At 53.6% G+C, this 444-nt stretch carries 1 pseudogene; it reads right to left on the minus strand.

Annotation, left to right across the window (positions count from 1 at the left end):
- Positions 1–444 (minus strand): annotated as a pseudogene (locus NI467_RS14635) (Fe/S-dependent 2-methylisocitrate dehydratase AcnD); the annotation flags it as partial.

Consider the following 444-nt stretch of genomic DNA (forward strand, 5'->3'; position numbering starts at 1 on the left):
AGTCCTTGCCGGCAATAATGATCAGCGGCTGTTTGCGGTTCATATAGGTTTCAATCGCTTCCCACATCCGCATCACCTCACCTTCCGGCTCCACCCGTGCCTTTGAACCCTGTTTGATGCTGCCGTCAGAACGCACCACCATTTCATTAAACAGTTTCGGATTGGCAAAGGTTGCACGCTGCGCCGTCAAATGGTCACCACGGTGTGTTGCATAAGAGTTGAAGTCTTCTTCAGGTACCCCCATTTTGTGCAGGTATTCACCCGCTGCCGAATCCAGCATGATGGCATTCGATGGTGACAGATGATCCGTGGTGATGTTATCACCCAGAATTGCCAGTGGGCGCATATTCGCAAGTGTACGTGGGGCAGCCAGTGCGCCTTCCCAGTAAGGCGGGCGGCGGATATAGGTACTTTGCGGACGCCAGTCATACAGCGGACTTGCTG

Source organism: Acinetobacter sp. S4397-1 (assembly GCF_024129285.1).
Classification (GTDB): Bacteria; Pseudomonadota; Gammaproteobacteria; order Pseudomonadales; family Moraxellaceae; genus Acinetobacter; species Acinetobacter lwoffii_C.